Annotated in this window: 17 protein-coding genes; 9 read left to right on the plus strand and 8 right to left on the minus strand. The window is 40.9% G+C overall.

Features of this window, described 5'->3' with window-relative positions; genetic code table 11:
• Window positions 1–113: 113 nt before the first annotated feature.
• The 5 genes from HYG93_RS12575 to HYG93_RS12595 form a co-directional block, all read right to left on the minus strand.
• Entirely contained in the window at window positions 114–1,202 is a 1,089-nt protein-coding gene (locus HYG93_RS12575) for a TniQ family protein (protein ID WP_256733475.1), read from the minus strand.
• Window positions 1,199–2,152 (minus strand): TniB family NTP-binding protein, encoded by a 954-nt coding sequence (locus tag HYG93_RS12580; protein WP_126132107.1) that lies wholly within the window; start codon window positions 2,150–2,152, stop codon window positions 1,199–1,201. The genes HYG93_RS12575 and HYG93_RS12580 overlap by 4 nt, the downstream gene beginning before the upstream one ends.
• Window positions 2,142–4,019: a Mu transposase C-terminal domain-containing protein gene (locus HYG93_RS12585; protein ID WP_178962527.1), complete on the minus strand. Its 1,878-nt coding sequence runs from the start codon at window positions 4,017–4,019 to the stop codon at window positions 2,142–2,144. The genes HYG93_RS12580 and HYG93_RS12585 overlap by 11 nt, the downstream gene beginning before the upstream one ends.
• Window position 4,020: 1 nt before the next feature.
• Complete coding sequence (locus HYG93_RS12590; RefSeq protein WP_178962528.1) at window positions 4,021–4,728, minus strand: hypothetical protein; 708 nt, start codon at window positions 4,726–4,728, stop codon at window positions 4,021–4,023.
• A 255-nt stretch (window positions 4,729–4,983) separates the two neighbouring features.
• Window positions 4,984–5,262 (minus strand): hypothetical protein, encoded by a 279-nt coding sequence (locus HYG93_RS12595; RefSeq protein WP_171499781.1) that lies wholly within the window; start codon window positions 5,260–5,262, stop codon window positions 4,984–4,986.
• Between the two features lie 146 nt (window positions 5,263–5,408).
• Between HYG93_RS12595 and HYG93_RS12600 the strand changes: the two genes are divergently transcribed.
• Entirely contained in the window at window positions 5,409–6,377 is a 969-nt protein-coding gene (locus HYG93_RS12600) for a hypothetical protein (protein ID WP_178962529.1), read from the plus strand.
• 162 nt (window positions 6,378–6,539) lie between these two features.
• On the opposite strand, the gene HYG93_RS12605 is transcribed toward HYG93_RS12600, so the two are convergent.
• A complete protein-coding gene (locus HYG93_RS12605; protein ID WP_106985476.1) occupies window positions 6,540–7,829 on the minus strand; it encodes a ribonucleotide-diphosphate reductase subunit beta in 1,290 nt (429 codons plus the stop codon).
• A 958-nt stretch (window positions 7,830–8,787) separates the two neighbouring features.
• A complete protein-coding gene (locus HYG93_RS12610) occupies window positions 8,788–11,619 on the minus strand; it encodes a ribonucleoside-diphosphate reductase subunit alpha (protein WP_178962530.1) in 2,832 nt (943 codons plus the stop codon).
• A gap of 600 nt (window positions 11,620–12,219) precedes the next feature.
• Between HYG93_RS12610 and bfmR the strand changes: the two genes are divergently transcribed.
• Together bfmR and bfmS are read left to right on the plus strand one after the other, a co-directional pair.
• Window positions 12,220–12,936, plus strand: a complete 717-nt coding sequence (gene bfmR / locus HYG93_RS12615) for a response regulator transcription factor BfmR (RefSeq protein ID WP_106985478.1) — start codon at window positions 12,220–12,222, stop codon at window positions 12,934–12,936.
• Window positions 12,937–12,976: 40 nt separating this feature from the next.
• Window positions 12,977–14,635: a sensor histidine kinase BfmS gene (bfmS, locus tag HYG93_RS12620; protein WP_178962531.1), complete on the plus strand. Its 1,659-nt coding sequence runs from the start codon at window positions 12,977–12,979 to the stop codon at window positions 14,633–14,635.
• A 109-nt stretch (window positions 14,636–14,744) separates the two neighbouring features.
• Here bfmS and HYG93_RS12625 read toward each other — a convergent pair whose 3' ends face one another.
• Window positions 14,745–15,101, minus strand: coding sequence for a hypothetical protein (locus HYG93_RS12625; protein ID WP_106985480.1), 357 nt, complete (start codon window positions 15,099–15,101; stop codon window positions 14,745–14,747).
• Between the two features lie 609 nt (window positions 15,102–15,710).
• Between HYG93_RS12625 and ndhC the strand changes: the two genes are divergently transcribed.
• From ndhC to nuoG, 6 genes are all read left to right on the plus strand, one after another.
• Window positions 15,711–16,256: an NADH-quinone oxidoreductase subunit A gene (gene ndhC / locus HYG93_RS12630; protein ID WP_106985481.1), complete on the plus strand. Its 546-nt coding sequence runs from the start codon at window positions 15,711–15,713 to the stop codon at window positions 16,254–16,256.
• Window positions 16,257–16,262: 6 nt separating this feature from the next.
• Window positions 16,263–16,940, plus strand: a complete 678-nt coding sequence (locus tag HYG93_RS12635; protein WP_086212662.1) for an NADH-quinone oxidoreductase subunit B family protein — start codon at window positions 16,263–16,265, stop codon at window positions 16,938–16,940.
• An 87-nt stretch (window positions 16,941–17,027) separates the two neighbouring features.
• Window positions 17,028–18,815, plus strand: a complete 1,788-nt coding sequence (nuoC, locus tag HYG93_RS12640) for an NADH-quinone oxidoreductase subunit C/D (RefSeq protein WP_106985482.1) — start codon at window positions 17,028–17,030, stop codon at window positions 18,813–18,815.
• 13 nt (window positions 18,816–18,828) lie between these two features.
• Window positions 18,829–19,338: an NADH-quinone oxidoreductase subunit NuoE gene (gene nuoE, locus HYG93_RS12645; protein WP_106985483.1), complete on the plus strand. Its 510-nt coding sequence runs from the start codon at window positions 18,829–18,831 to the stop codon at window positions 19,336–19,338.
• A complete protein-coding gene (gene nuoF, locus HYG93_RS12650) occupies window positions 19,335–20,666 on the plus strand; it encodes an NADH-quinone oxidoreductase subunit NuoF (RefSeq protein WP_106985484.1) in 1,332 nt (443 codons plus the stop codon). The genes nuoE and nuoF overlap by 4 nt, the downstream gene beginning before the upstream one ends.
• Before the next feature lie 11 nt (window positions 20,667–20,677).
• Window positions 20,678–23,356: an NADH-quinone oxidoreductase subunit NuoG gene (gene nuoG, locus HYG93_RS12655; RefSeq protein ID WP_106985485.1), complete on the plus strand. Its 2,679-nt coding sequence runs from the start codon at window positions 20,678–20,680 to the stop codon at window positions 23,354–23,356.

Raw genomic sequence — 23,356 nt, forward strand, 5'->3', positions numbered from 1 at the left:
CAAGCAAAAAATGGACAATGCCTATCCAAAATTGGAAATCTGCTATGAACCGCTTTAGTATCATGTTTGAAGAGCGTGTAACCAAGTATTTTTAAAACTGTATTTACACAGAATTATTTACACCCTCTGGGATGAAGATGGATTTCCTTGGTACGTGGTTTCCGTAATAAATTTTTATGTCTGTTTAATATTAAAAATTTTTCAATCGATTGGCTAGGGATAACATCATAGTAATGATTAATATCACCTAGTTTTAGAAAATCTTGCTCAATCCAATCTTCGAGTGTGTTATGAGTAACTCCTAAAACAAGTTGTAACTCACGTTTTTTTAACCCAACGATATGACTTTTATCACTTGGGGTATATGTATGGCATTTTGCCTCGACTAAAGCTGCATAATTTTTAAAAAATCTAGAATGTTTCAAAAATGGGAGCAATTGGATTCTTGGATGAGCTAGATTAATTCTTTGATTAATCAAAGTACTTAATCTAATGATGGATTGATTATGATTATTAAAATATTCGTATATCAGTTCTAATGTAGTTTCATTATCTATAACGTTATCAAGCTCAAAAAAACCTCGTATTGCTAGCCAAAAGGCAGTGAAATATTGAAAAAAATCGTTCGAATCATGGTTCAAAGTTTCTACAAACCATCTGATTGCTCGTATTGAACTACATTCAATCTTAGGTGCATCTTGCAATAGCACATGGCAATGACGGCACTTTGTCACTCCTGAGCTAAGCGATATTGAGGATCCACATTGATAACATTTATCGACAAGGAAAATAGAGTGTATTGGACATGCATATAAGGGTTGTAAAAGCCAAATTTTTTTAAAAAATGGCTGTTCTTCTAAGCATTGTGGGCAATAGGAATAAGGATAGTATTTTAATAAATCTTCATGTAGTTCTATATTGCTCCATTTTCTCGCTGATCGGCTCGTGGGGCCAGCTTTTGCAAAGGCAAGACTTTGATGATTTGGGTCAATATTAAGTAGTTGTAAGACATATTTAAAACGCGGAAGATCTGCTAATCTACAATTCGGTGCGCTTTTTGCCAAGAAATGGCGCTGCTCTTTATTAATTAATCTCTCGATAGATGAATGTCTATTAAGCTCAGCCACTCTAGCTAAGAAGCTCTCTGCCGATTCGCCATCATAAGGAATGGGATGAATAAGAAGGTTGCTAACTAATGTCATGAGTACTCCTTTTTTAGAGTACTAGCTAGATTTGATAAAGACATTTCAAAAGGATTGGTTATTTGTTTACTGATAAATGATGTAATCCCTAGGTTCCAAGCCTGACTAAAGTCATTAATAGTTATGGTATTTCTATTATCTGCCAAGGCAATTGCCATGCTTTCACGTATCAAGCTCATGACATAGGCATGATAGCCTTTCGTTGCTGTATATATTTGTACTCTTAATAGGAAGTTATCAAAATCTGGCGAAAATGAAATCTGAATTTCCGATGCCCTATGACTGACCTCTTTGAGAAAAGGGTAAAGTGTTCCTGGCGTGGTTTGAGTGCCTAAAGTCAGAGGATTTAATTGATAATGAAAAGGAAATCGCCTCGCGATTTGACTATCAACTTGAATGAATTCTGCAAATTCAGGTAAACCAACGAGACAAAAGCTTATACCTGTTTCATTGACTAAGGTCTTAAGCCAATTGCCCACTGTAATATTTAAACGGGTAGATGTTGCTTTACGTTCAAATAAATGATGAAACTCATCAAGAAAAACAAGCTTGGTTTCACACTGTTGCAGTAAATAGCCTAACCGATCTGTGAGGTAGGAGGTTGTGCCTGTGTGATGCGATGGATCCCCTAGCTTGTGTAACATTGTTATTGCTAAAGACTTCACTGTAGCTGGTGAAGGAACCTCAACATAGAATGCGGGAATAATCGTTTTTTTGCGATCTTTTTCTATTTTGATGGATCGTGGCATTTGGCTCACAATCGTATTACATAGTGTTGTTTTCCCAAGACCACCTTTTGCTAGAAGCATACTTCCAATAGGTTCTTTGTACGCGATACTGCGCTCCGCACATTGTTGGATTCCATTAAAAGCCTGCATGAACTCATCAGAAGTAATTACGATTTCGTTAAGCTGACTTACGTGTTCATAGATAGATTGATTACTTATCATGTCTTTTCACCTTAAGTGAACCAAAACTTACAGCTGGTTGTGGAGCATTCTGTTGCTGGGGGATAGCTGTGAGTTCTTCATTACTTGGATGAGAAGTTAACTCAGACTCCAGTCGTGTAAGCTGCTTAGGCAGCTCAATTTTGAGTTGCTTCAGTTTTGGTTTTTTACGGACAAGATCATTTTGTATATCTTTCATAAGCAGATACAAATTATAAAGATCCGCGTGTTTACCCAGTCTTTGTTTATCGGATTCAGACATTTGTTTTTTACGCTTCTGAACTTCCAGATGAACACTGCGAGATAGGTTATACGTGTATTCAGGTTGGGTAGAGTCTGCTTGAATAACCAGATCCTTTTTATCTGGGTGTATGATATAAACTTTGCTCAGGTCTAAATCATCAACAAGTACAGTGACTTTTTTGATGCCGTCAGCTTTCAATGTAGTGAGTGCGTGTGAAAAGTAGCTAAGCCCATCAATAATAACTTGTCCATGATTGATATTTCGGTCAACTGGTCTTCTACAAATAATATCAGCATCGGTTTTAGTTAATGAGGAGGGCTTAATCTGTTCAATAGCATCATTCCAAGCAAGAAAGGGTGTTCGTCCAGTAGAGCTGTGTACTGTTTGCTGATAGACCGTGTTTATCCAAGAATCGACGTATTCTTTAACCTTGTCTAAAGTAAGGTTTGCTTTGCCTGATGAGTCATATTCTCCTCGTGCCGTAGGATTGGAAAAGGTTGTACCAAGAAGCTTTTGCAGAATACTCTTTGTCAATGTGCCAAAAAAACGCTCGATATGAGGTTTGTTGTTTGGTGTTCCAATTTGCGATGGTGTAATAGTAATTTTGAGTTGTTCACATACGCGCGCTAGTGAATTATTTTTAAATTCGACTCCATTATCTGGAATGATAATAGCAGGGATGCCACCTGGTAGATCTTTATTAGGGCGTGTAATCATGTCTTTGATTAGGGCTAAAGTTGTCAATGCACTAGGCGGAAACATACTGATGTAAGTCCCGACAATTGCACGTGAATATGTATCAATGGCACAAGCGAGGAACGGTCGCCCGAGTGCTCGCCCAGTTTCAGGATCAATGACAATGATGTCTAAATAATGGGTGTCTATTTCTACGGTATATAGAGCAAATGGGCTTGGAGTACTTATGCCTGCAGCTTGAAAATATTTACGAGCGACTCTACTCCCTTTCTTAACACGCATTTCAATATATGGGTCTAATCTTGCAATGGCACGCTGTATGGATCTACTGCTGGGTAAATATTCAAGAGAAAGATTTTGTTCTATAAACTTGCCTAACACGAATGCCCTCACATCTTTGCTTGTTCGATGTTCTGGTTGTAGATATATTTCTGAAATTCCTTGATTGATGATTTGATAGACTTCAGGTGGATATCTTAGTGTTTTGTTGCCTTTACCTTGTTCACTTAGGCTGAGAGCGCTATTACTACTCAATCGATATTGCAATATCCAGCGTGCAACAGTTCTTGCTGATGGTGGAGAGGAATCTTTAATCTCTGCTGCAATCTCTTGAATGAGTTCTCGTAGTGGTTCAATAGAAGTGGGGGCTGCCAGTTTTGCTAGTGCAGTGAGTACATAGCGTTCCTTGCGACGAATGGTTGAACAACTGTCTGGATTGATGAATAGTTTTTCTGGAGCGAAGATACATTGAATCTCTCCATTTTTATATCGAGTTTCAAATGTACTGGTGGGAATAGAACATGGTTTTCCTCCTGCAATTGCTGCATAACGGATTACACCATAATTAGATGATGTGATTTCAAATACATGTTCATGATCAGCAAAAGTAAATCGAAGTCCTGGTTGGGGGATGAGTAATGGCTTTTCCATTTTAAACCTCCTCACCTGAATAATAAGTTTTGTGGCTGATTAATGTGATTACTTCATGAAAAAGTAAGTAGTCACCTAATCGGGGATCGAGGTCTGCTTGTTGTAGGGCTTGATTTATTTGCTCGGAATGGCTGAATTTATGAGGCTTCAACGCTTCTGTTGCGAGTTCGAGTTCGTATTTTGTCCAAGAGCATGTATGACCTCGTTGATACCAATGTTGTAATTGTTGTAGGTCTTTATTTGATGGCAAGCTTTTCTGGTCAATCAGTCGAAATGCAATGTTTAGAGGATGTAGTAAGTTTGCTAACCAAAGAAATTTGTCTAGATCGTTTACAGATAGACTGGAGATATTAGGTTTAATTTCATGAACTTCATATTGGTTATCGATTGTTTTGACTAAGAAATCTGGGTAGCAGAATTCTTTTTGTCCAAGAGCGATTTTGAGAGCTTGGGATCTAAAACATTTAACCTGTGGGTTTTTCTCAAGACAAATAGCGTATGCCAATTCAAGACGACTTTCGGTAGGAATGGAGCCTCCAGATTTTGCGCTGGGGAAAAGTGCAGTTCTTCGTCCATAGCAACCCTGGTAGATTTTCCTTTGACCATGAATTGTAGAGGCAAGATTCGACTCTGCTTTAAAAGCGTTATTAATTTGATCAAGAATAGATTGATGAGGATTGTGTTTATCATCAAAAGAAAAAGCGTACATAGAGTATTTCCAGTATGTATAGCCATTCATCCAATTTTTAGGGATGAGTTAATTCTTGCGTAAAAAATACGCAAAACTTGACTGATGGCTCTATACGGAAGATACTAGGATTCTCAAGTCTCTATATCTAACCATATAGAACCAACGGATCCGAAAGGGTCCGTTTTTTATTTGGGCAGAATTTTATGTCATGGCTTATTTCTCCTTAATGTTGTTGGCTTTTAATCTGAGTAATCAGTAGTTCTAATAAAATTTCTATTTTTTAGGTTCTTGTTGTGTAATAGCAGCATTACGTTGTTTGACTAACCACTCTGCGACATCCTTTACCAGTGCGTATTTCCCACGACGGTTTTCAACTGAAAAGACTGGGATCGGTACAGTTTTCCTTGATAGAGCTTGTCTGAAAGCGTCAGTAGAACGATACCCTAGCGCAATCCTCAATGCATCGTCTGCAATAATTGGCCCATGGCGTTCAAAAAGCTCACGTTCAATGGTTTCTACACTAACTGGGGTAATGTGTTGCATTCCTGTCATGCCATGTCCTGTCTAGTCTAAATAACATCATATATTTTGTTCATTAGAGAGTCCATGAGTTACGAAATAGTAAAACTTTAATCTTATTTTTTTATTCATATATATGATTTTTAATGATAATGTTTTTATTTTCGGATTTTTCGTAGATGATGACGAAAATCAAAAAAATGCCTGGTCGACCAAGAAGAGATCATATAGATGACATAAGAGTGTCACTGTGGTATGAGTATCTGAAGCTTAATTTGTCGGCTACTAAGCCTTGTCAACTCGAAAGAATTATTGAACCAGAGGCTTTTGGCCAAAGTATTTATGGTGTTCCTTATCACCACAATAAGTGGGTGGTTTATCGTTCAGGCATACAGACACCAATGCCACATTTGGTTGCTGCTGCTGAGCTTCATGTTCCTGGTAGCTCTACTATTATTAATAGTGTTTTATGGGAGGTCATAAGAGGAAAGAAAAAATTAGATTGGATGCTTAAAGAGGGTATTAGGCAATTATCATGGGATGTTCAGAATGTTCTATATAAAACAAATAAATCTAAGAACTCTCGCGAGTTAGTACCAACTTTAACCAGAAAAAATATTTCTCGATTGATACGCTTAGCAAACTTAGATTCTTTGGCAGCACAAATAATTTTTCTTCGAGTCGCTGATAATAGAAATGAGCGGACTCTAGCATTAGAAATAGGACAATCGATTTATCAAACGCTTTTAATTATGTGTACATATCTTCCATTCTGTTCATCTAGTTTTTGTGCTGAGTTGATAAAATTGATGCAAGTGTATGTCTTTCCACTTGCACATGATGGGAGAAAGAGGATTCATATTCAGTGTGAAAATCAATTCTTTCATGAGGTGAGACAACTGTGTAATTTTCGGCTTGCCATGGAAGACCGAGGTAGAGTGGGGATGAATGAAAAAGATGGGGTTCACGCAACCGCTGATTGGTTGAGTGGTAAGTTAGGATTTCATTTACAATTTGCCTTTTCCGCTCCGATCTTTTCTAAAGATGGACGAATAATTAGTGAGCAACGATTAAAACAATGGGGACAAGAGCAACTGTTAACAGGACATTCTGAAAAATTCCCACCTTTTGACCTTTTCTCTGATTAAAGGTCGTTATTAGGTTTTGAATCATATAATTTATTATTGATAGTAAAAAGGCTGCGAATTGCAGCCTTTTCATTTGGTTGTTTATGACAACTTATGTGTCGTTCTTTGCCAACTTATGTGTCGCAAATGACAACATATGTGTCGCGTGACGGAATCTTTCGATTACCAGCTTAACGCACCACCAGTTTGGTAGTCAGTTACGCGAGTTTCAAAGAAGTTCTTCTCTTTACGCAAGTCCATCATTTCTGACATCCACTGGAATGGGTTATTCACACCAGCAAATTGCTCAGGTAAACCAAGCTGACTTAAACGACGGTTACAGATGAATTTCAAATATTCTTCCATCATGCCAGCGTTCATACCCAATACACCACGTGGCATCGTGTCACGCGCATATTCGATTTCAAGCATTGTACCTTCAAGAATCATTTGAACAACTTCTTCTTGGAATTCAGCAGTCCAAAGGTGCGGGTTCTCAATCTTGATTTGGTTAATCATGTCGATACCAAAGTTCAAGTGCATAGATTCATCACGTAAGATGTATTGGAATTGCTCAGCAACACCGTTCATCTTGTTACGACGGCCCATAGACAAAATTTGACTGAAACCACAGTAGAAGAAGATACCTTCAAGTACACAGTAGAATGCGATCAAATTGCGAAGCAAGATTTGGTCAGTTTCAGCTGTACCTGTTTGGAAAGTAGGATCACTTAACTGTTGAGTATATTTTAAGCCCCACGCAGCTTTACGTGCTACAGATGGAACTTCGCGGTACATGTTGAAGACTTCGCCTTCATCCATACCCAAAGATTCGATACAGTATTGGTAAGCATGAGTGTGAATCGCTTCTTCAAACGATTGACGTAAAATGTACTGACGGCATTCAGGGTTGGTAATGTGACGGTAAATCGCTAATACCAAGTTGTTTGCAACCAATGAGTCAGCAGTCGAGAAGAAACCAAGTGAACGCATTACAATCGTACGCTCATCTTCAGTTAAGCCATTTTCAGACTTCCATAACGCGATGTCCGCAGTCATGTTAACTTCTTGAGGCATCCAGTGGTTTGCACAACCGTCTAGGTATTTTTGCCAAGCCCATTCGTATTTGAACGGTACAAGTTGGTTCAAGTCAGCACGACAGTTAATCATCGCTTTGTCGTCAACTTGAACACGTTGCGCACCCATTTCCAACTCTTCTAAGCCTGGTGCTACATCTAAATTACTTAGGGCAGCAGATGCTCTTTCCAACGAATTGGTTGAATGTGCTGTTGCTCCTCGGGCTGGATTGGTTCCAGCGGGTTGTGCAACTGCCAAATTCGTCTGTGGTTGCTGTGCATGAGATACCACTTGCGAATCAGCCGCTTTTTGCGGTTCGACGGGCGCAGGCTGCTGTGCTGGTGCAGCTTGTTTCGGTTCATCATCTTCGAAATCGTCCCAACTTAGGATAGACATATCAATTCTCACAAATTATACGCTTCACTTATTTACAAAACATGGATGAATGTCTTAAAAACAAACAAACATTTTGTAAAGTTAGGCGATTTAGTTATTTAATAAATTTGGGAGGTATTGTAGTTTTTATTGGCTAAATTTGATAGATGAGTCGGATGCTAAATTAACCATTGAAGTTATAATTGTCATATAATTTTTTGATTTTTATAGCATTAGTTGTTGTTTATGTTTTATTGAAAAAATCAATAAAAATCATTGACTTATATTTTTAATCCACGTCGAAAATCCCCGATAGAATCGAGGTCTTTAAGAAAAACTAGTCGGTGTTGGTATGATCGAATTCACGCGGTGACTAGGAAATAAATAAGTTTTAAGTCTAGATAAACACGCAGTATTATTTATGTTGATTACGCGATTTATGGGCTTTGAACCAGAAATAAGCAATTGGAACGTAAAAGGTCAAAATAAAGGAAACTACCAAAGCAATTAGCCCTATTTGATAGTTATGAGTCATGTGCATCATGGTTCCCCCTTTACAGTTAAAGTTGAGAGGCTAAAGAGCCTCTCTAGTCATCTCAATTACTTGGGTTGACTACGATAGTGTGCACATACATTTTCGAATCGATTAAATCGACGTCGAATATATGAGCGAACATGTACACTTTTGATATGTCCCATGGCTCGTTCCTTTACAAATCAAAATGACTTGTACTGGCTCGAATAATAATTCAATGGTAGAATTATCACCGCATTGATATATGCCAGCCTCTTCGTGACCATTTTGGTATCACTTCGAGATTGTAAGCCTTCTAGTTAGTTTTGACGGACGCTAGAGGGCTTTTTTATTGCTTAAATTTTGAATCCCCCTAAATCCCCCTTTTGCAAAGGGGGACTTGCATCCCGCCATTTGCTTCAAGGAATCTCCCTCCTTTGAAAAAGGAGGGTCGGGGAGGATTATTTACTGACAAGCCTCACAATCAGGGTTGTCAATTGAACATGCTTGCGGCACTGGCGCTGCATTTGCAAAGCCGTCTTCCTCTGCAGGAGCTTCTGGTTTTGCTTCTGGAGCTGCAACCGCGGCTACTGGCGCTGCTACAGTTGCAGGTTTAACTGCGTTTAATGCGCCTGTGTTAATTGTAGATTTCTCAGCAGATGTTGCACCCAATGCACGTAGGTAATAAGTTGTCTTAAGACCACGTAACCACGCCATTTTGTATGTCATGTCCAGTTTCTTACCATTTGCACCAGCGATGTAAAGGTTAAGAGACTGTGCTTGATCGATCCATTTTTGACGGCGTGATGCAGCATCCACAATCCAACGTGGCTCAACTTCGAACGCAGTCGCGAAGATCGCTTTAAGCTCTTCAGGAATACGAGAAATCTTTTGAACAGAACCTTCAAAGTGTTTCAGGTCGTTCACCATCACAGAATCCCAAAGACCACGGTCTTTCAACGCACGTACTAGGTACGGGTTGATTACAGTGAATTCACCAGAAAGGTTAGATTTCACATATAAGTTTTGGAATGTTGGTTCGATTGATTGAGATACGCCACAAATATTCGAAATGGTTGCAGTTGGTGCAATTGCCATCACGTTTGAGTTACGCATACCGTCTTTTTGAACTTTAGTACGTAAAGTATCCCAGTCCAAACGTGTTGTACGGTCAACTTCAAACATGCGCTCAGGGCGTGCTTTTGCAACAAGGTCAAGCGAGTCAATTGGTAAAATACCTTGATCCCACAATGAACCTTTAAATGTTTCGTAAGTACCGCGTTCAACAGCTAAGTCGCTAGATGTTGCAATTGCGTAGTAAGAAATAACTTCCATTGATTCGTCAGCAAACTCAACCGCAGCTTCTGAACCATAAGCCAATTTCATTTCGTAAAGTGCATCTTGGAAGCCCATGATGCCCATACCAACTGGACGGTGTTTCAAGTTCGAATTACGCGCTTGAGGAACAGCGTAGTAGTTGATGTCAATTACGTTGTCTAACATACGAACCGCAGTTTTCACTGTGCGCGCAAGTTTTTCACGGTCTAACACACCACCTTGAACGTGTTGTACAAGGTTAATCGAACCTAAGTTACATACTGCAATTTCGTCTTTGCTTGTATTCAGCGTAATTTCTGTACACAAGTTAGAAGAGTGAACTACACCCACGTGTTGTTGTGGTGAACGTAGGTTACATACGTCTTTGAATGTGATCCAAGGGTGACCAGTTTCAAACAACATAGACAGCATTTTGCGCCACAAATCTTTTGCACGGATTTTCTTGTGCAACATATTTGTTTCTTTCGCAATTGCTTCGTAGTAAGCATAACGCTCAGCGAATTCAGCACCTGTTAAGTCATGCAGATCAGGCGTTTCAGAAGGTGTGAATAGTGTCCATTCAGCATCTTCAAATACACGTTGCATGAATAAGTCAGGAACCCAATTTGCTGTGTTCATGTCATGCGTACGGCGGCGGTCATCACCTGTGTTCTTACGAAGCTCTAGGAATTCTTCGATGTCCAAGTGCCAAGTTTCAAGGTATGCACATACTGCACCTTTACGTTTACCACCTTGGTTTACCGCTACAGCAGTATCGTTGGCAACTTTAAGGAACGGTACAACACCTTGTGACTTACCATTCGTACCTTTGATGTAAGAGTTAAGCGCACGAACTGGAGTCCAGTCGTTACCTAAACCGCCTGCCCATTTAGACAACATTGCGTTATCACGCATTGCGCCATAAATATCAAACAAGTCATCATCAATGGTTGTTAAGTAGCAGCTAGATAACTGTGGACGAAGCGTACCTGAGTTAAATAGGGTGGGCGTAGAAGCCATGTAGTCGAAGCTAGACAATAGGTCATAGAATTCGATTGCACGTTCTTCATGGTTTGCTTCATTGAGTGATAGACCCATAGAAACACGCATGAAGAACAATTGCGGTAATTCAAAACGTACGCCATCTGAGTGGATGAAGTAACGGTCAAATAAAGTTTGTAGACCTAAATATGTAAATTGGTTTGAGCGTTCAGGTTTGATTGCTGCAGCCAATTTTGCAAGGTCAAAATTAAGAAGTTCTGGAGAAAGTAAATCAAGCTCGATACCTTTCTTTAAGAAAGTCTCAAGTGCATCACCTTCAGCGGTTTCTACATCTAAACCTAAAAACTCTAAGCCAGTTGCTACAAGCTCGTTACGGAGTAAACGCGCAGTCACGTATGTGTAATTTGGTTCTTGTTCAATACGTGTACGTGTTGCCATCATCATCGTTGTAGAGATGTCTGACTCTTTTACGCCGTTGTAGAGGTTTTTAACGGTTTCTTCAACAATCGCTTGAACGTCAATGCCTTCTAAGCCTTCAGCTGCTTTTACAACATTGGCTTCTAAAGCGCTCAAATCTAGAGGTTGAAGCTGGCCATTCGCACCTGTGATTTGTAGTGTAGGGTGATGGTGTGCACCTGTCGCTTTACGCGCTTCTGCACGTTGGTCACGATAAATAACGTATGCACGAGCAACTTTTTGCTCGCCAGTACGCATTAGTGCAAGTTCAACTTGGTCTTGGATTTCTTCAATGTGGATTGTGCCACCAGAAGGCAAACGGCGATTGAACGTATTTAATACCATCTCGGTAAGTTGAGAAATACGGTCGTGGATACGGCTAGAGTCAGTACTTTGTTGACCCTCAACAGCCAAGAACGCTTTCCCAATTGCTACAGAAATTTTTTCTGCATCAAAAGTAGCCACGTCTCCGGTGCGTTTAATCACCTGAATTTGGCCTGGGGTTGAAGTAATTACGCTCATGTCAGCATAGCTCCATTATCATCTATTGTTATGTTCAGGGCCGTTTGAACTGGGCAAAAAATATGCCACAGTGTTTGAGGAATAAACACAAGACTTAGTGGTTTAAAAGTGAATTGGACACAAGATACGGGAAAAATTTGGCTAGATCAATATTGACATTTATCTAAATGTTTCGATCGGTTTTGGCTTGACGCAATCGCAAAAAAATCCATTTTTTTTATGATTCTTGTATATGCCTTATTAGACAAGGCACTAGCATAACAAAGCTAGGATTAAGTGCTTATAGATAACCTTGTGGATAAGTAAAAATGTATAAAAAGTTATTTGAACATAGAGTCACCAGATGTATAAAAATGTTGCAAATCGATATTCATTTTATCGCTTAATTTTTAAATAAAAGGCAGGAATTTGTGGGTGTATAAAGAAAAAAGATAAGGAATTCAAAGTCTCCATAAGTTTTAATCAAAAGTTGCATTGATGTATCAGTTTGGTGAACGCCCCCTTGTTTACAATGTAAACGTGTGTATATTGCAAATTATATTTAGCCGTATCTATTGGATTTCAAAAGGATACCTAAGCACTACTATAAAGGGGCTTCACATGAGTCAAGAAGAAAAGTTACCAAAAATTTTAATTGTTGAAGATGACGAGCGTCTTGCACGTTTAACGCAAGAATATTTAATCCGTAATGGATTAGAGGTTGGGGTAGAGCCAGACGGTAATCGTGCGATTCGTCGTATCATTGCTGAACAACCAGATCTTGTTGTGCTTGATGTAATGCTTCCAGGCGCTGATGGTTTAACCATTTGTCGCGAAGTGCGTCCGCATTATCATCAACCTATTTTAATGTTGACTGCACGTACTGAAGATATGGACCAAGTATTGGGTCTAGAAATGGGTGCAGATGACTATGTAGCAAAACCTGTGCAACCACGCGTATTGCTTGCACGTATTCGCGCATTGTTACGTCGCACAGACAAAGCACCAGAAGAAGAAGTAGCGCAGCGCATTGAATTTGATGATCTCGTAATTGATAACGGTGGTCGTTCAGTCACTTTAAACAATGAACTTGTTGATTTTACTAGTGCGGAATATGACCTTTTATGGTTGTTGGCATCGAATGCTGGGCGTATCCTGTCGCGTGAAGATATTTTTGAACGCCTACGTGGTATTGAATACGATGGCCAAGACCGTTCAATCGACGTACGTATTTCTCGTATTCGTCCAAAAATTGGTGATGATCCAGAAAATCCAAAACGAATTAAAACAGTTCGTAGTAAGGGTTATCTTTTTGTTAAAGAAACCAACGGCATTTAAGCGATGCCGTTTCACCAGTTTGAGCTGTAGGACACCCTAATTGTTAAAACATAGTATTTTTTTGCGCATATACACAGGTTTAGTCATACTTGTGGTGCTGGTAGCGCTGTTCAGTTATTTACTGGTACAGATTATTAACTATCAGCGTGCGCAAGAATATCGCGAGACTTTAACCGATGGTATGGCGTATATCATCAGTGAAGGGGTGGCACGTCAGAACAATCCACAACAAAAAATGGATTGGATTTCAGATGCATCAGCTTTGCTGGAATTACCTATTTACTATGTGAAAGCCGAAAAAGTTGATTTAACACGTGCAGAAGCCAAGCGTTTAGAAAAGCGTAAAGCCGTGGTGCGTTGGGATGCTCAGACGAATGTTGCTTATATTATTATGGGCTTGCAGGAAGATCCTGAGCACTTGTTATATATTAAGGCAGATAAAATTACAGAACGGCAAATGAAGGCATTGCCGGTATTTGTATTGGATTATTTGGTTTACTATCCTGGACAAGAAAAGAAATATCTAGAAAAGATTCAACATTATTTTACTTATCCAATTGAAATTCAAAATGTGCAAGATTTGCCTCTAGATTCAGAGCAAATAGGACGCCTACGTTTAGATCACAGTATTATTTTATATCGCGACAGTGCTTCTGTACGTGGTACAACCATCTCTATCGTTTCTCCTATTCCAAGTTCAACGTCTGAAGTCTTGGTTATGGGGCCTGTACCGTTATTTAATTGGATGCCTTTTCAATTGGCAGCAGGCATTACTTTATTAAGCTTATTTGTCTTAAGTCTTGGTGTGTATGGCTTGCTGGTGCCGATGCAGCGCAAACTACGTGCGGTTAATTTTGCCTTAAATAAAATGAAAACAGGCGATATGACGGTTCGTTTACCTGTAGATAGTGCGGACGAAATGGGTTCCTTGGCATCCAGTTATAACAATATGTCTGATCATATTGAACGTCTCATAGAGGCGCAGCGTGAATTAATGCGAGCGGTATCGCATGAGCTTCGTACCCCAGTTGCACGTATTCGTTTTGCCATGGAAATGTTGGCCGACGAAGATGACTATGAGTACCGTTTACAACAGGTAGAAATGATTGATAAAGATATTGAGGCACTCAATACCTTAATTGATGAGATCATGACTTATGCAAAACTAGAGCAGGGCATGCCTTCTTTAGAATTTGAAAAAGTTTCATTGTTTGAGCTCTTGGATCAGGTGGTTATAGAAACTGAAGCTTTAAAAACAGGCAAAACCCTTGAGCTACAAGTACCACCTTTGCATATAGAAGTTGATGCAGAGCGACGCTATTTGCATCGCGTAGTACAAAACTTGATGGGCAATGCTGTGCGCTATTGCGATAATCGCGTGGTAGTTAGTGGTGGTTTAGATGAATTTGGCAATGCCTATGTCTGTGTAGAAGATGATGGTCCGGGTATTCCTGAAGAAGAGCGTACTCGTATTTTTGAAGCGTTTGCCCGCTTGGATGATAGTCGTACTCGTGCTTCAGGTGGCTATGGTTTAGGGCTTTCAATTGTGAGTCGTATTGCTTACTGGTTTGGTGGACAAGTGGTGATCGATGAAAGTCCGCGTTTGGGTGGGGCACGCTTTACCATGACATGGCCTGCAAATCGCTTTAAACGGACAAAGTCTGTTGAGCGCAATGAGTCAGACAATACAGATTCATAGTAAATATAATATTAAAACCATAGGTGACTGAGTTTTCATTGCAGATCACATAAAAAAGCCATTCTTTCAAGAATGGCTTTTTATACGCTCTTTTAAGCTAGGTCGTACTTTATTCATAAACTGTTGCATCAGGCGGAATAATTTTCTTGCCATTTTTTAGGCTATCTAATGCGTTACTATTAAAGTCAATCAGCAGTGAGTTATTTTGAGCATCAATGTTATAGCGACTAATGAGCTTTTCATCGCCATTGAGTGTTTCCACTTTATATTCATCAGCAATATTTAAAATTCCATCGAGATTTGTGGTGGCAGAGGCTTTATCTTGACGGAACAATTCATAGATATCGCGCAAATCAAAAATGGCATTGTTCGCATCTGGGTGCTTTTCAATATAATTTTCAATATGACGAACAATCAGCTGGGCAAACAAAAAATAGTTTGGTTTGTGTGTGAATTCTAAATTCATTTCTTGCTCCCTCAGGTTCTATTTAAGTTGTTTTAATTAGGAATAGCATAATTCTTTTTAAAAGCAGATAGGTCACTTGAATTTGTTGCAAAAAAATACAAATGTGCCTGCGTTTGAATATGAGCTATGTTTAAAAAAAAGAGGATTAATTCTTATCGCAAGCTAAACTATTGGTGAAAAAATAAATTGAATAATGTTTCATTGGGGGATAATTGATGTGGTAAAAATTATTAAAATTATCGTATTGTGATATTTTTATTGAAAATAATAAATTATTTAACATATTTTTTTATTTGATCGGTTGGTGATATTTTTTATTAAAATATGTGTTTTTGTGGTGTGTTGGCGTGAAAATGATGAAAATTTATAAAAATAATCATAACTTGGAAAATTATTTAATAAAGCGATGATTTGCTTGAAAATACAGCCAGAGCGTAGCTTATAGCTAAAAATGTCCAAAAAATCATCCAAAAGACTAAGGCTTATGAACTAGCAAGTGAAATCAGAAATCAGGTACAATTGGCGGGATTAATTTTGTGTTTGGTGTATTTGAAGGCCAATACATACATTCTTTGTTAATAAATTAGGCCTGCCAGGAGTTATCCCCGCATGAGTGCCATTACTCCATACGAATGGGCAATTATTGCCTTCGTGATCGGCGTTACGTTTCTATGCGTCTTTATGCTCACTGTCCCGTTACTCCTAGGGGGTAAATCGTGGGGCCGTGCTAAGCAAGAGCAGTTTGAGTCAGGTGTTGTTGGTGCAGGCGGTGCTCGTATCCGCTTGTCTGCAAAATTCTATTTAGTGGCTATTTTCTTTGTCGTTTTCGACTTAGAAGCACTATACCTTTATGCATGGGCTGTATCAGTGCGTGAAGTGGGCTGGATTGGTTTTGCAGCTGCTGCCGTATTTATTTTAGTTTTACTCGTTGGTTTGATTTACGAATTCTCTACTGGTGCTCTGAACTGGTCACCATCAGACAAACGTAAAGCAGCAGGGATTAAACCTAAAATTGGTTCACCAACTATGGACCTTGCTGAAATTACCCGCTTTAACTCAATTGAAGAATTGGTAATTGACCCTACTGGTCAAATTCCAGCTCAATCTTCTGGCCGTGTGAAAAAATCAGCGGCTGCGTCATCTGATAAGGAGTAAGACGGGATGAAATATACATTAACCCGTGCGAATCCGGATGCTGATCAATATCCACTTCAAGAGCGTCAAATCGTTACTGATCCGCTTGAAGAAGAAGTGAATAAAAATGTATTCATGACTCGTTTAGAGGACTTGATGCATACAGCAGTAAACTGGGGTCGTAAGAACTCAGTTTGGCCGTTTAACTTTGGTACATCATGCTGCTACGTAGAGTATGCAACGACCTTAACAGGCGTGCATGACTTATCACGTTTTGGTGCCGAAGTAATTCGTGCTTCACCGCGTCAGGCCGATGTGATGATTGTTGCTGGTACATGTTTCATGAAAATGGCCCCTGTAATTCAACGTTTGTATGAACAAATGCTTGAACCTAAGTGGGTGATTTCTATGGGTGCATGTGCAAATTCAGGTGGTATGTACGACATCTACTCAGTTGTACAAGGTGTGGATAAAATTATTCCTGTGGATGTGTACATTCCGGGTTGCCCACCACGTCCTGAAGCGTTAATTCAAGCATTAATGTTATTGCAAGACCAAATTCAACTCGAGCGCCGCCCATTGTCTGCGGTAATTGGTGATGATCTTAAGCCAGTGTATAAGCCAAAGATGCAGCCAGAACGTGACCGCAAACAAGCACAGCGTATTGCTGTGAAAAACCTGCGCTCTATGGATGAAATTAAATAATTTAAACGACAAATGTTTGATGCACCCTACATGGGTGTAATTGTCGTTTAGGTTGACTGAATTTGTATTAAATAGGAAGCCAAGCTAATGGCTGAAACTGAAATTGCTATGCCAGAATCAACGCCTGTTGATTCACGCCCAGCATTTGCAATTGTAGAAGAGCTCAAAGCCAAATTTGGTGAGAACTTCTATGTGCAAACGACTTTCGAAGACTTTCCAACAGTCTGGGTTGAGCGCGCACGTGTACAAGACGTATTAATGTTCTTGCGTACAGTGTCACGTCCTTACGTTATGCTGTTTGACTTGTCTGCGGTAGATGAGCGTTTACGTACGCACCGCGACGGTTTACCTGCGTCTGACTTCACCGTGTTCTATCACTTGTTATCGCTAGAGCGTAACAGTGACATTCGTATCAAAGTTGCGTTAAGCGAATCGGACTTAAACATCCAAACTGCAACCAACATTTGGCCGAATGCGAACTGGTATGAACGTGAAGCCTACGACATGTTTGGTATCAATTTCGAAGGGCATCCAATGCTCCGTCGTATTTTGTTGCCAACATATTGGGAGGGTCACCCACTTCGTAAAGAATATTCTGCGCGTGCAACTGAATATACACCGTATATGCAGAACCAAGCGAAGCAAGATTTCGAGCAAGAACACCTACGTTTTGTACCTGAAGATTGGGGTCTAAAACGTGGCAATGCTGACGAAGACTTCATGTTCTTGAACTTGGGTCCTAACCATCCATCTGCGCATGGTGCATTCCGTGTAATTTTGCAGTTGGACGGTGAAGAAGTTAAAGACTGCGTACCTGACATCGGCTATCACCACCGTGGTGTAGAGAAGATGGCTGAGCGTCAAACTTGGCACTCATTCATTCCGTATACAGACCGTGTGGACTACTTAGGTGGTTGTGCACAAAACATGCCTTATGTGATGGGCGTGGAGCAAATGGCGGGTATTACTGTACCTGACCGTGCGCAATGTATCCGTGTCATGATGTCTGAATTGTTCCGTATTAATAACCACTTGCTGTTTATTGGTACTGCGATTCAGGATGCCGGCGGTATGACGCCTGTATTCTATATGTTCGCCGATCGTCAAAAAATCTATGACGCAATCGAAGCGATCACAGGCTACCGTATGCACCCAGCATGGTTCCGTATTGGCGGTACTGCGCATGACTTACCAAATGGTTGGGACAAACTAATCCGTGAAATTTTGGATTGGATGCCAGGTCGTTTGAAAGAGTACTATACTGCTGCGCTTAAAAACTCAGTATTCATCGGTCGTACCCGTAATGTTGCTCAGTACGATGCAAAATCTGCATTGGCATGGGGCGTAACAGGTACAGGTTTACGTGCTACAGGTATCGATTTTGACGTACGTAAGTACCGTCCATACAGTGGCTATGAAAACTACGACTTTGATGTACCGTTAGAGTACGAAGGCGATGCTTATGCACGTGTTCTTGTTCACTTCCGTGAAATTGAAGAATCACTCAAAATCATCAAGCAATGTTTAGACAACATGCCTTCTGGTGCGTACAAAGCAGATCATCCACTGGCTGTTCCACCACCAAAAGATAAGACATTACAAGATATTGAAACGCTGATTACGCACTTCTTGAGCGTATCTTGGGGTCCTGTAATGCCTGCAGGTGAAGCATCTGTAATGGCAGAAGTGGTGAAAGGTGCGTCGAACTACTACATCACGTCTGATAAGTCGACGATGAGTTACCGTACGCGTATTCGTACACCAACCTTCACGCACTTACAGCAAATGCCTTCTGTGATTAACGGCAGTCTTGTATCTGACTTAATCATTTATTTAGCGACAATTGACGTCGTAATGGCTGACGTGGATCGCTAAGGGGTAACGCATTATGATGATTTTGACTGATAAAAAGCCACGTGTGAATGTTGAAGGGATTTTGACTGCGGACGAAATTCACGATATCCAACATCACATTGAGCATTATCCGTACCCACGTGCAGCGTGTTTGGATGCATTAAAATGCGTTCAACGTCGTAATGGCTGGGTAGATGATGCACAAATGAATGCGATTGCTCAATTGCTGAGCATGACACTTGCTGACCTTGAAGGTGTAGCAACATTCTATAACCGTATTTACCGTCAACCAGTTGGCCGTCACGTAATTTTATTATGTGATTCAATTGCGTGTTTCTTGATGGGTGCAGAAACTTTGGCAGAAGCATTCCAGCGTGAATTAGGCATCCAGTTTGGTCAAACGACTGCAGACGGTCGTTTCACTTTGCTTCCAATCTGCTGCTTAGGAAACTGTGATAAAGGTCCAACGTTGATGATTGATGAAGATACTCACGGATTAGTTGAAGTGACATCAATTAAACAGTTATTGGAGAAGTATGTATGAATACTGAACCAAAACCAATTTATGGCGACGGTAACCCAGAAACTCATCCGCTCACTTGGCGTTTAAGCAAGCAAGCGAATGTTCGTGGTGCAGACGACTATGAAGCACTTGAAGGCTATGCAGGCTTCAAAAAAGCTTTAGGTATGCAACCGAAAGAAGTACTGGACGTGATTAAAGCTGCGACTGTAAAAGGCCGTGGTGGTGCAGGTTTCCCAGCAGGTATTAAATGGTCGCTTATGGCGCCAAATGATAACTCAGGTCCTCGTTACCTCATCTGTAACGCCGATGAAATGGAACCAGGTACGTTCAAAGACCGTTTGTTGATGGAAGATCTTCCTCACCAATTGATCGAAGGGATGTTGATTGCGGGTTATACGCTTGAAGCAACTCACGGTTATATCTTTATTCGTGGCGAATACATTGAAGCTGCGAAATACCTGAACGAAGCATTAGAGCAAATTCGTGCCAAAGGTTACTTGGGTGAAAACATCCTCGGTACAGGTTGGAGCTTTGATCTACATGTGCATACAGGTGCGGGCCGTTATATCTGTGGTGAAGAAACTGCATTGATTAACTCGCTTGAAGGTCGCCGTGCGAACCCTCGTACTAAACCGCCATTCCCGCAAGTTGCAGGTGCTTGGGGTCGTCCTACAATCGTAAACAACGTAGAGACCTACAACAACTTACCAGCAATTATGCTTCGTGGTCCTGAGTGGTATGTTGGTTTATCTCAAGGTAAATCAAAAGATCCAGGCACAAAAATTTATGGTGCTTCAGGTAAAGTGAAATTCCCTGGTTTATGGGAACTTCCATTTGGTACAACTGCGCGTGAAGTGATTGAAGATCATGCCGGTGGTATGCGTGATGGCTTAACGCTAAAAGCATGGTTACCAGGTGGTGCATCAACTGACTTCTTGGCTGCTGAACACATCGACTTACCGATGGATGCAGAAAACATCATGAAAGCGGGTTCACGTTTAGGTACGTGTTTGCTCATGGTTGTAGACCAAACTCAATGTATGGTTTCAGCAACACGTAACCTCGAAGAATTCTTTGCACGTGAGTCGTGTGGTTTCTGTACGCCTTGCCGTGACGGTTTACCTTGGGCGGTTAAAGCGCTTAAAGCATTGGAAGATGGCACGGGTAAAAAAGAAGATATTGACCATTTACAAGAGCTTACTCGTAAGCTTTGGATTGGTAAAACTTTCTGTGCTCACGCTCCAGGTGCGATGGAACCATTAATGGGCGCACTCAAACATTTCCGTGGCGAATTTGAAGCAAAAGTAGTAAATGCTGCTGCTCAAGTTAGCAACGTAGAACAAGCTTAAGGAATTCGACTATGGCTACAATTCATGTCGATGGAAAATCGTATGAAGTCAACGGCTCGGAAAACTTGCTACAAGCATGTTTGAGTCTTGGTATTGACATCCCATACTTTTGTTGGCACCCATCCTTAGGTTCTGTCGGTTCTTGCCGTCAATGTGCTGTGACTCAATATGCGAACCCGGAAGATACCCGTGGTCGTTTAGTGATGTCGTGCATGACGCCTGCATCTGACAATACCTACATCTCAGTTGAAGACAAAGAAGCCAAAGATTTCCGTGCTTCGATTGTTGAATTCTTGATGACCAACCACCCACACGACTGTCCAGTGTGTGAAGAAGGTGGTCACTGTCATTTACAAGATATGACTGTGATGACACAACACGACCGCCGTCGTTACCGTTTCACAAAACGTACGCACTACAACCAAGAGCTAGGCTCTTTCATTTCACATGAAATGAACCGTTGTATCGCATGCTACCGTTGTGTTCGTTACTACAAAGACTACGCGGGTGGTACAGACTTTGGTGTGTATGCCAATGCGTCACGTGTTTACTTTGGTCGCCCAGAATCAGGTACTTTAGAGTCTGAATTCTCTGGTAACTTAACTGAAGTTTGCCCAACAGGCGTATTTACAGACAAAACTCACTCAGAACGCTACAACCGTAAATGGGACATGCAGTATGCGCCAAGCGTATGCCAAGGCTGTTCTTCTGGTTGTAACATCTCTCCGGGCGAACGTTATGGCGAATTACGTCGCGTAGAAAACCGTTTTAACGGTGAAGTTAACCAATACTTCCTATGTGACAAAGGCCGTTTTGGTACAGGTTATGTGAACCGTGCTGATCGTCCACGTCAACCGCAGTTCCGTAATGGTTCAACTGTAGAAACTGTATCTGTAGATACAGCACTTGATACTGTAATTGCTAAAGTTCAAGGCAAAAAAGTATTGGGTATTGGTTCTCCACGTGCATCACTTGAATCAAACTTCGCGCTTCGCGAATTGGTTGGTCAAGACAACTACTCAACAGGTATGTCTCAAAAAGAGCAAAGCCTTGTTGAATTAGCCGCTTCTATTATGCAAACCGAGGGTGTTTACAACCCAGGTATGCGTGAAATTGAAAGCTATGATGCAGTGTTAATTTTGGGTGAAGATCTGACTCAAACTGCGCCTCGTATGGCTTTATCTGTTCGCCAAGCTGCGAAAAATAAAGGCAAAGAGATGGCTGCAGAGCGCCGTACACAAGACTGGTTGGCTGAACCTGTACAACGTATTGCTCAAGATGCTAAATCTCCAATTTACATTCTTGCTGCGACACAAACACGTTTGTCTGATATTGCTGAAGGCGAAGTGGTTGCATCTCCAAACGACATCGCGCGTTTAGGCTTTGCAGTTGCAGCTGCGGTTAAAGGTGAAACAGTGACTGGTCTTGCTGACGATGCGAAAGCATTTGCACAAACCATTGCTGACACTTTAAAAGCAGCGAAAAAACCACTGATCATCTCAGGTACAAGCTTACAAGACGCATCAATCATGGAAGCTGCAGCACAAGTTGCACAAAACCTTGGTAATGCAGGTCTTACATTGACTGTTCCAGAAGTGAACTCAATGGGCTTAGCAATCTTTGGTGGCCAAAGCTTAGAGCAAGCATTTGCACAAGACTTTGATACTGTTGTTGTGGTTGAAAATGACCTTTACCGTCGTTTACCTGCAGCTCAAGTAGATGCAGCTCTTGCTGGCAAAGAAGTAATCGTACTTGACCACTCAGAAACTGCGACTGTTGCACAAGCCAATATCGTACTTTCTGCAGCAAGCTTCGCTGAAGGTGATGGTACTGTTGTTTCTCAAGAAGGCCGTGCACAACGTTTCTACCAAGTGTATGACCCAAGCTATTACAAACCTGAACTTGCGATCAAAGAATCTTGGCGCTGGTTACATGCCATTGAAACTGGTGTGAAAGGTAAAGCGATTTCTTGGACACTTCTTGATGATGTCATCGAGTCAGTTGCGAAAAACGTACCTGCACTTGAAGCAATTCAAGATGTAGCACCAGATGCGGGCTTCCGTGTACATGGCCTTAAAGTGGCACGTGAACCACGTCGTTACTCTGGTCGTACAGCAATGCGCGCACCACTTTCAATTCATGAGCCTAAACAGCCAACAGACAAAGATTCTGCATTAACGTTCTCTATGGAAGGTTATGTGGGTAATCAAACGCCATCACCATTGGTGCCGTTTGCTTGGTCTGCAGGTTGGAACTCACCACAAGCTTGGAATAAATTCCAAGACAACGTGGGTGGTCACTTGAAAGGTGGTGATTCAGGCGTTCGTTTATTCGATCGTTTAGCGAAACGTCCAGCACGTACTTTTGTTGCTCCAGCAACAGTAGTAGCAAACGCTGAAAGCTTCCGTTTAGTGCCAATGCATCACATTTTTGCATCTGGCGAATTTACAGTGAAAACACCTGCAATGGAAACACGTATTCCTGAAGCAGTATTTGCTGTAGGTGAACAAGATGCGACTCGCTTAAATGTTCAAGACGGTCAAACAATTACAGTGAAAGCTGGCGAAACAGAAATCGTATTGCCAGTACAAGTAATTGAATATTTACCGACAGGTTATATTGGTTACCCAATTGGTCTAGCACCAACGGTTTCTCTTGCTGAGCCTGTTTCAGTCGCGGTAGGAGTGTAA

Source organism: Acinetobacter sp. SwsAc6, assembly GCF_013391565.1.
In the GTDB taxonomy this organism is placed as follows: domain Bacteria; phylum Pseudomonadota; class Gammaproteobacteria; order Pseudomonadales; family Moraxellaceae; genus Acinetobacter; species Acinetobacter cumulans.

Coding starts and splice junctions, on each gene's coding strand:
- HYG93_RS12575 (WP_256733475.1), bottom strand. CDS start 1,202: ATGACATTAGTTAGCAACCTTCTTATTCATCCCATTCCTTATGATGGC.
- HYG93_RS12580 (WP_126132107.1), bottom strand. CDS start 2,152: ATGATAAGTAATCAATCTATCTATGAACACGTAAGTCAGCTTAACGAA.
- HYG93_RS12585 (WP_178962527.1), bottom strand. CDS start 4,019: ATGGAAAAGCCATTACTCATCCCCCAACCAGGACTTCGATTTACTTTT.
- HYG93_RS12590 (WP_178962528.1), bottom strand. CDS start 4,728: ATGTACGCTTTTTCTTTTGATGATAAACACAATCCTCATCAATCTATT.
- HYG93_RS12595 (WP_171499781.1), bottom strand. CDS start 5,262: ATGACAGGAATGCAACACATTACCCCAGTTAGTGTAGAAACCATTGAA.
- HYG93_RS12600 (WP_178962529.1), top strand. CDS start 5,409: ATGATGACGAAAATCAAAAAAATGCCTGGTCGACCAAGAAGAGATCAT.
- HYG93_RS12605 (WP_106985476.1), bottom strand. CDS start 7,829: ATGTCTATCCTAAGTTGGGACGATTTCGAAGATGATGAACCGAAACAA.
- HYG93_RS12610 (WP_178962530.1), bottom strand. CDS start 11,619: ATGAGCGTAATTACTTCAACCCCAGGCCAAATTCAGGTGATTAAACGC.
- bfmR (WP_106985478.1), top strand. CDS start 12,220: ATGAGTCAAGAAGAAAAGTTACCAAAAATTTTAATTGTTGAAGATGAC.
- HYG93_RS12625 (WP_106985480.1), bottom strand. CDS start 15,101: ATGAATTTAGAATTCACACACAAACCAAACTATTTTTTGTTTGCCCAG.
- ndhC (WP_106985481.1), top strand. CDS start 15,711: ATGAGTGCCATTACTCCATACGAATGGGCAATTATTGCCTTCGTGATC.
- HYG93_RS12635 (WP_086212662.1), top strand. CDS start 16,263: ATGAAATATACATTAACCCGTGCGAATCCGGATGCTGATCAATATCCA.
- nuoC (WP_106985482.1), top strand. CDS start 17,028: ATGGCTGAAACTGAAATTGCTATGCCAGAATCAACGCCTGTTGATTCA.
- nuoE (WP_106985483.1), top strand. CDS start 18,829: ATGATGATTTTGACTGATAAAAAGCCACGTGTGAATGTTGAAGGGATT.
- nuoF (WP_106985484.1), top strand. CDS start 19,335: ATGAATACTGAACCAAAACCAATTTATGGCGACGGTAACCCAGAAACT.
- nuoG (WP_106985485.1), top strand. CDS start 20,678: ATGGCTACAATTCATGTCGATGGAAAATCGTATGAAGTCAACGGCTCG.